This window comes from Gilliamella sp. Bif1-4, from assembly GCF_001690535.1.
GTDB classification, from domain to species: domain Bacteria; phylum Pseudomonadota; class Gammaproteobacteria; order Enterobacterales; family Orbaceae; genus Gilliamella; species Gilliamella bombi.
On the sequence record NZ_LZHC01000016.1, the window covers coordinates 131,891 to 139,167 of the forward strand.

At 37.5% G+C, this 7,277-nt stretch carries 2 protein-coding genes; both read left to right on the top strand.

The features are described 5' to 3' along the window. The first annotated feature begins 41 nt into the window (after window positions 1-41). Entirely contained in the window at window positions 42-1,736 is a 1,695-nt protein-coding gene (locus tag A9G25_RS02680) for a ShlB/FhaC/HecB family hemolysin secretion/activation protein (protein ID WP_065625637.1), read from the top strand. Between the two features lie 97 nt (window positions 1,737-1,833). After that, the coding region (locus A9G25_RS02685) for a two-partner secretion domain-containing protein (protein ID WP_141674978.1) at window positions 1,834-7,277 on the top strand (5,444 nt) is incomplete at its 3' end.

Genomic DNA, 7,277 nt, shown 5'->3' on the forward strand with positions numbered 1-7,277 from the left:
TGTAATATTTGGGTGAATATCGATCTAAAAAGAGTGTTTTGATGAAAAAATATTTATTAAGTTTTGTATTAGTAATCTCTCCTGTATCTATTTTGTTGGCACTGCCAACTCAAACCCAAACCCAAACTCTTAGCGATCAGCAGTTAATTCACCAGCAAGAGCGTCAAAAAGCGCTAGAGGATTCATTAAATCCAACTTCTCCTGATATTCATTTATTACCGCCAAGTAAAACCGTTGGCGAGATAGAATTTCCTGTTGAGTCATTATGTTTCAATATTAATCGAGTTGAATTAATTGATCGTGACAAATTACCTTGGTTTATCCCTTTAAAGAAACTCGCTCAACAAGCTGAGCATCGTTGTTTGGGGGGGGAAGGTATTAATTTATTGATGAGTCAGTTGCAAGACCGCTTGGTAAGTTATGGTTTTATTACAACTCGAGTTGTAGCCCCAGAGCAAGATTTAGCGAATGGGACGTTAAAATTATTGCTTGTTGAAGGTAAAGTTAGGCACGTTAACTATAGTGATGATAGTGATAAATATGCGCAGCTTTATAGTGCCATGCCAGTTAGAGAAGGCAAAACACTCAATTTACGCGATATTGAGCAAGGGCTTGAAAATTTACAACGTTTACCCACCGTAAGTGCGCAGATGCAGTTAGTCCCAGGAGACAAACCAGGTGAAAGTGATATTGTAATAGCTCGAAAACAGACAAAGATGTGGCGATTAGGTTTATCGGTGGATGATTCAGGGACAAAAACAACAGGGCGGGATCAAGGAGGGGTAACCTTTTATTTGGACAACATTTTGTCATTAAGTGATTCTTTTTATGCATCAGGGGGACATGATTTAAACGGCAAAGGGAAATATGGCTCACGTAACTATTTATTATCGTATTCTGTGCCATGGGGATATTGGTTGCTTAGTGCTTCGTTATCGGGGAATAAATATCATCAAACGGTAGCGGGACAAAATGAAGATTACAAATACAGTGGTCGCAGTCGGAGCGCAAATGTACAGCTCAGTCGAGTGATTCATCGAAATGAATCACAAAAAACGACATTAAGTTATGGCATTAACTTGCGTCAATCGCATAACTATATCAATGAAACGGAAATCGAAATCCAGCAAAGGAAGACCACAAACTGGCAATTAGGTTTACAACATCGGCATTATATTAACGATATAGTATTGGATGCGGGGGTGTCATATCAAAAAGGCGTGAGATGGTTCAATGCACAAAAAGCGCCAGAGGAGCTTAATCCGGAAGATAACGGCAGTGCATTATCGAATATTTTTCTAGTTAACTTTGCGGCCAATATTCCTTTTCGTTTAGGTGAGCAACAATATCGTTATCATATCGACTATCAAGGTCAATATACTCGAGGCGAGCGTTTAACTTCACCAGACCAGTTTTCGATAGGCGGACGTTGGAGCGTACGCGGTTTTGATGGTGAATTAACGTTAAAAGCAGACCGGGGGTGGTATGTGCGTAATGAGCTTGCTTGGCAAGCACCGTTTAATCATGAACCTTACTTAGGGATTGATACAGGTGAAGTATCAGGAGCAAAAAGTGAATATTTGTTGGGGAGGCACCTAACGGGAGGTGTTATTGGAATCAGAGGTAATAATTATGGATTTTACTATGACCTCTTTGCGGGAAAACCGATACGAAAACCCAAAGGTTTTAACACTAACCCCTTAGTCTTAGGGTTTAGTGTCAATTGGAATTATTAATATTACATGACGATTTAATAGTCAAAAAAGAGAGAAGTAAAGCAAGATAAATACAGAATCAATATTAGAAAAGATAATAAGAGAAAGGAATTAAGCGATGAATAAGAAGTTATACCGAGTTATTTTTAACAAAAAACGTGGCATGCAGATGGTCGTTGCGGATATAACTAAAACACCGATAGGTAGTGAACAAACTTCATCAACAAGAGAGCAAGCCAGTTTCAAATCGCTTTTTGCTAAATTAAGACCGATAACCTTTCTTGTATCTATTTCGTTAGGTTTTGTGAGTATTAGCGCTCCAGTTTATGGCAACCACATTGTCCCAGACCGTCAAGCCAGCAAACATCAACAGCCTCTGATTGGCTCAACAGCCAATGGCACAACGCAGATTAATATTCAAACGCCGAATAAGAAAGGGGTATCACATAATAAATACCAACAGTTTGATGTATCGAAGCAAGGTGTCATTTTAAATAACAGTAGTAAGGCAAGCAAAACCCAGATTGGGGGGTATGTTCAAGGTAATGAGCTATTAAATGCCACAGGTAGTGCTAAAATTATTTTAAACGAAGTCAACTCACGCAATCCTAGTCAATTAAATGGGGTGGTTGAAGTAGCGGGTCAAAAGGCACAAGTTATCATTGCCAACCCATCGGGAATAACCTGTAATGGTTGTGGTTTTATTAATGCCAGTCGTGGCACGCTAACGACGGGAAAGCCGATAATAGAAAATGGTGATTTGACGGGTTATCAGGTTGAACAAGGTCATATCGCGGTGACAGGTAAAGGATTTGACAGTTCAACGCAAAGTTATACGGATTTAATTGCACGCACGGTATCGATAAACTCAGCGGTTTGGGCGAATGACTTAAATGTAGTGACGGGTCGCAATAAAGTCAGCCAAGACACCCAAAAAATCACCCCATTGGATGAACAGGTAGGCGACAAACCTGAAGTATCGATAGATGTATCCGCATTGGGAGGGATGTATGCAGGCAAAATCAACCTAGTGGGCACTGAAAAGGGGGTTGGTGTACATAATGCAGGAGAATTGGGTGCGAGTGTTGGCAATATAACCCTAACGGCGGAGGGTAAAATCGTCAATACAGGGGCGATACAGGCTCAGCAAGATATCCGTTTAAGCAGTCAAAACGACATTCACAACAGTAAGCAGATATACAGTAAACAAAACATCAAGTTAAACAGTGAAAAATCAATAGTCAATGAAGGAACATTAGTTGCAAAAAATGACATTACGCTTAAAGCTTCGGAAATAAATAGTACGCAAAAAAGCACGATTGCCGCGGGGATTGATGAACAGGGAAAATTAACACAAAAAAGCAATATTACCGCAGATGCCAATAATATTTCACTCACGGGTAAAAATCTGGCAGGTCAACACGTTAAAGTTAATGCACAAAAGAATATTAATCTAGCCAACAGCCAAAATAGTGCTGAATCGGTCACATTAACGGCTGAAAATATTGATATCAACACAGCAACAATCCATAGTGAAAAAGATATCCTTCTACAGGCGAATAATTCCATTGATAGCCGCCATTTACAAGTTAAAACTAATGCATCTTATTCAGCTACAGGTAACGTAATTGATAACCAACAATCTGTTATATTGGCTAAAGGAGACATAACCTTTAATGGCAGTAGTATCAATAATGCTCAATCAAAACTCAATACAGGTAATAAAATTAATTTTAATGCAGGGCGTTTTATTGATAATCACAAGTCGATGCTTTTGGCAGAAGGGGCGATTAATTTAAAAGGGCAACATATTACGAATAACGAATCATTGTTAGTCACTAATGATGGTTTGCAAATAAAATCTGATACATTAGAAAACCAGAAATCCACATTACAATCGAAAAAAGATTTAACCATTGATAGCCATCAGTTTAATAATCAGCAGTCTGAGTTATTAACTGAAGGTGTTTTGACTGTTCATGCCAATCAAATCAACAACCAAAAAGCGGCGTTAAGGGCAAAAGGTGATATTAATATTAACAGTGGGCTAGTTGATAATCATTCGTCGACATTTATTTCAGAAAAAACGATTAATATCAATGTTAAGCAATTTTTTAATCAATATGCAAAATTTACCGCACTGCATAATATTGCTATTGATGGGCAACAGGTTAATAACCAATCTGCAGAATTAAAATCCAATGGGTATTTATCCATTAATTCAGCCGAACAAAACAATCAATCCGCACAATTACTGACTAATTCTGGCTTAACGCTACAAGGTAAAAATATAAATAATAATAATGCCGAGCTCAGCGCTAGCGATAGCATAGCGATAACAGCGGAGCAACTATGGGTTAATGAGGGCACATTAGTTAGCAATAATGATATCCATATTACCAGCTCACATATTGATGCGCAAAAATCAAAAGTTAAAGCCAAAGGGAATATAAAACTGAATGCATCAGATTATATTGATGCCACGAATGGCTTAATGGTGAGTGAAAAACAGTCAACCATTGAAGCAAACACAGTTAAATTAAATGAAGCAACATTAAGTGCCAAAGATGACATAACCGTTACAGCAACTTCACAATTAGAGAATAACAACGCAAAATGGATTAGTGAAGGCAATATCACCGCTAATGCACAAACGATTAATAATCAAAATTCGTCAATATCAAGCTATAAAGATATTTACTTTAAAGCACCGTATTTAAATAATCATAACAGCAAATTGTTCAGTTATGGAAAAATTGATTTATTGTCGAACAATGTTAATAACCAAAATACCCAAATTAATGCATTAGCTGCTATTCATATTCAGGCTAACGACATTGACAACCAAAATGCACAAATCATTAGCCAGCAATCGATAAATATCGAAGGTAAAGACATTGATAACCGTCATTTGGCCATGCAATCGGGTAAGGCACTATCTATAATGGCTACCGACAAATTGGACAATGCTGATGCAATACTCATTTCCGGTGATAAACTAAAGCTTGAGTCACAGTTAATTAATAATCAACGTTCGAAAATCAAGTCTGGTCATGACCTGACTATGCAAGGTAAAAAGATTCATAATCAACATAGCACCATGATTGCGACAGGCGATGTTGAGTTTAATGCTGATGAGCAATTAGATAATCAAAACGCTGACATTCGAACACAAAATAAAATTAATATGGCTGCCAAGCAAATTAATAATCAGAATAACTTATTGGTAGCGGGTAACGAAGTCACGCTTAATGCGGATGAACTTAATAGTCAGTCATCTATATTAAAAGCGGATGATAATATTGCCATAAAAGCCAAAAAGCTTAATAGCGCATTAGTCAAATGGGTCAGTCAAAATGCTATTACTATTGATAGTGATGACATTGATAATCATTCATCTGTATTTAAAGCCAATAATGATATTACCGTCAAAGCCGATACATTAAATAATAACGAGGCAACCTTAATATCGGGTGGTCAATTATCATTAACCGCTAAAAAATTAGCTAACCAATCTGCTTATTTTAATGCAGAAAAAGGGATTGATATTCAAAGTACTGAATTTGATAATCAATCAGCGACATTAATTACTAATGATTCGATACGTATTGACGCCAACAAAACAAATAATCAAGATAGCACATTATCCGCTAAACAAGATATTTCGATAAACAGTAACGAAATAAATAATCAAAACGCTTTATGGCTAGCAGATAAACGCATTTCGATTCATACCAACAACCTTGATAATCGTAATGCCGCCTTACAAGCCAAACAAGGTATGCAAATGGATGTCAATGCCCATCTAGCTAACCAACATGCGATGCTTATCTCAGGGCAAGATGGTCTTATCATTCATGCAGATTCTTTAGATAATGAAGATTCTGAGTTAAGCAGTAAAGGGGTATTGGCAATTACGGCCAATGATGTGAATAATCACCAAGCACAATTAATCGCAGAAAGCGACCTAACAATTGAAGCAAATTATATCAATAATCAGTCTGCTGATATTCAGGCTAAAGGTGATATCACCTTAGATGGACAAACCGTTGATAACCAACAAGCAAAATTATTGAGCATGGGCAATATTCGGTTACATGCAGAAAATAATTTAACCAATAATCATGCCAAGCTCATAGCGATGCAACAAATTCAATTGCAGTCTCATGGGGCTATTGATAATCAACACGCAACAACGACGGCCAATAATGGCATTTTAATTGAGGCCAATTCGATTAATAATAGCCAGTCAAAACTTGAAACGGCAAGTTTATTAAAGATTATTGCTAATACCATTACTAATCAGAATGCTAAATTTAATGCAGAAAAAATTGAGCTAAAAACACAATCACTTGAAAACCAACAAGCGGATATCATTGCCAAAACGTTATTACATATTCAAGCGGATGAAATAGCCAACAGCCAAGCCCGTTTATTAGCCAATGATATTGCCATTAACGCCAATCAACTTAGTGGTGATGGAGAACTGCTTGCTGAAAACAATATTGAGCTTAATTTAACGCATGGGTTTGATAACAAAAACAGCTTGCTAGCCAATAAAGATATATTAATCAATGCAAGCCATATTACCAATGACGGTAAAATCTCATCAGGTCAAGCCATTACCCTTAAGAGTGATGAAATTAAAAACACAGAAAAGGGTATTATCGAATCGGAGGAAATCAACACCAATAGTCGTGTATTGGAAAATAAAGGGCTTATTGATGGTGGCGAGGTCAATGTGAACGCTTCGCAGCGTTTTGACAATCTAGAGGGTGCACGTTTATATGGGGATTGGATTTCTATCAAAGCCCATGAGGTGAACAACCGTGCTGCTTCTTTATCCAGCCCCGTTGCACCCACTATTGCGGCAAGGGAAGCACTCTTATTGGATGTTGACACGTTAAATAACACCAATCACGCTTTGATACTCAGCTTAGGGGATATGTACATTGAGGGGCAAACATTAAACAACCATTCAGCACGGATTGAAGCGGCTGACGATATGGCCTTAAAAGTTAACCACATTAACAACATTAATGACCATATTGAAACTGAAGAGGTCTTGGTAGAAAGGCAACATATTGTTGAATATTCACCTCTCGGTGATGCTCGGCGATATAAACCCGATGAAGTCAGCATTCGCACTAGCCCTAAAAAGCGGCACAGATACCCTGTTTTGCATTCAAATAATGGCGCTTTTGATTCCACTCATAAGTATTATGAATATGATTACACAAGAAATATTTATGAAACTAAAATCAAAAGTACGGCACCGGCAGAAATCATCTCTGGTAAAGATTTGCGTATACAATCCGACCATTTAGAGAATGACAACAGTAAAATTGTTGCCGGTAATGCCTTAGATATTATGACCGGCACACTTAATAATCACTCATTAAAAGGCCAGCGCACCATTTCCGATACTGGCGATGAAATTTATCATTACCGAGAAAAAGAGAATAAGCACGGTAAAGCCGTATATAAAAAAAGAGCAAGGTGGAAAGATTATAAAAACCAATCCGTCACCACTATCGATCTTGAGCATGCCAAAATGGAGTC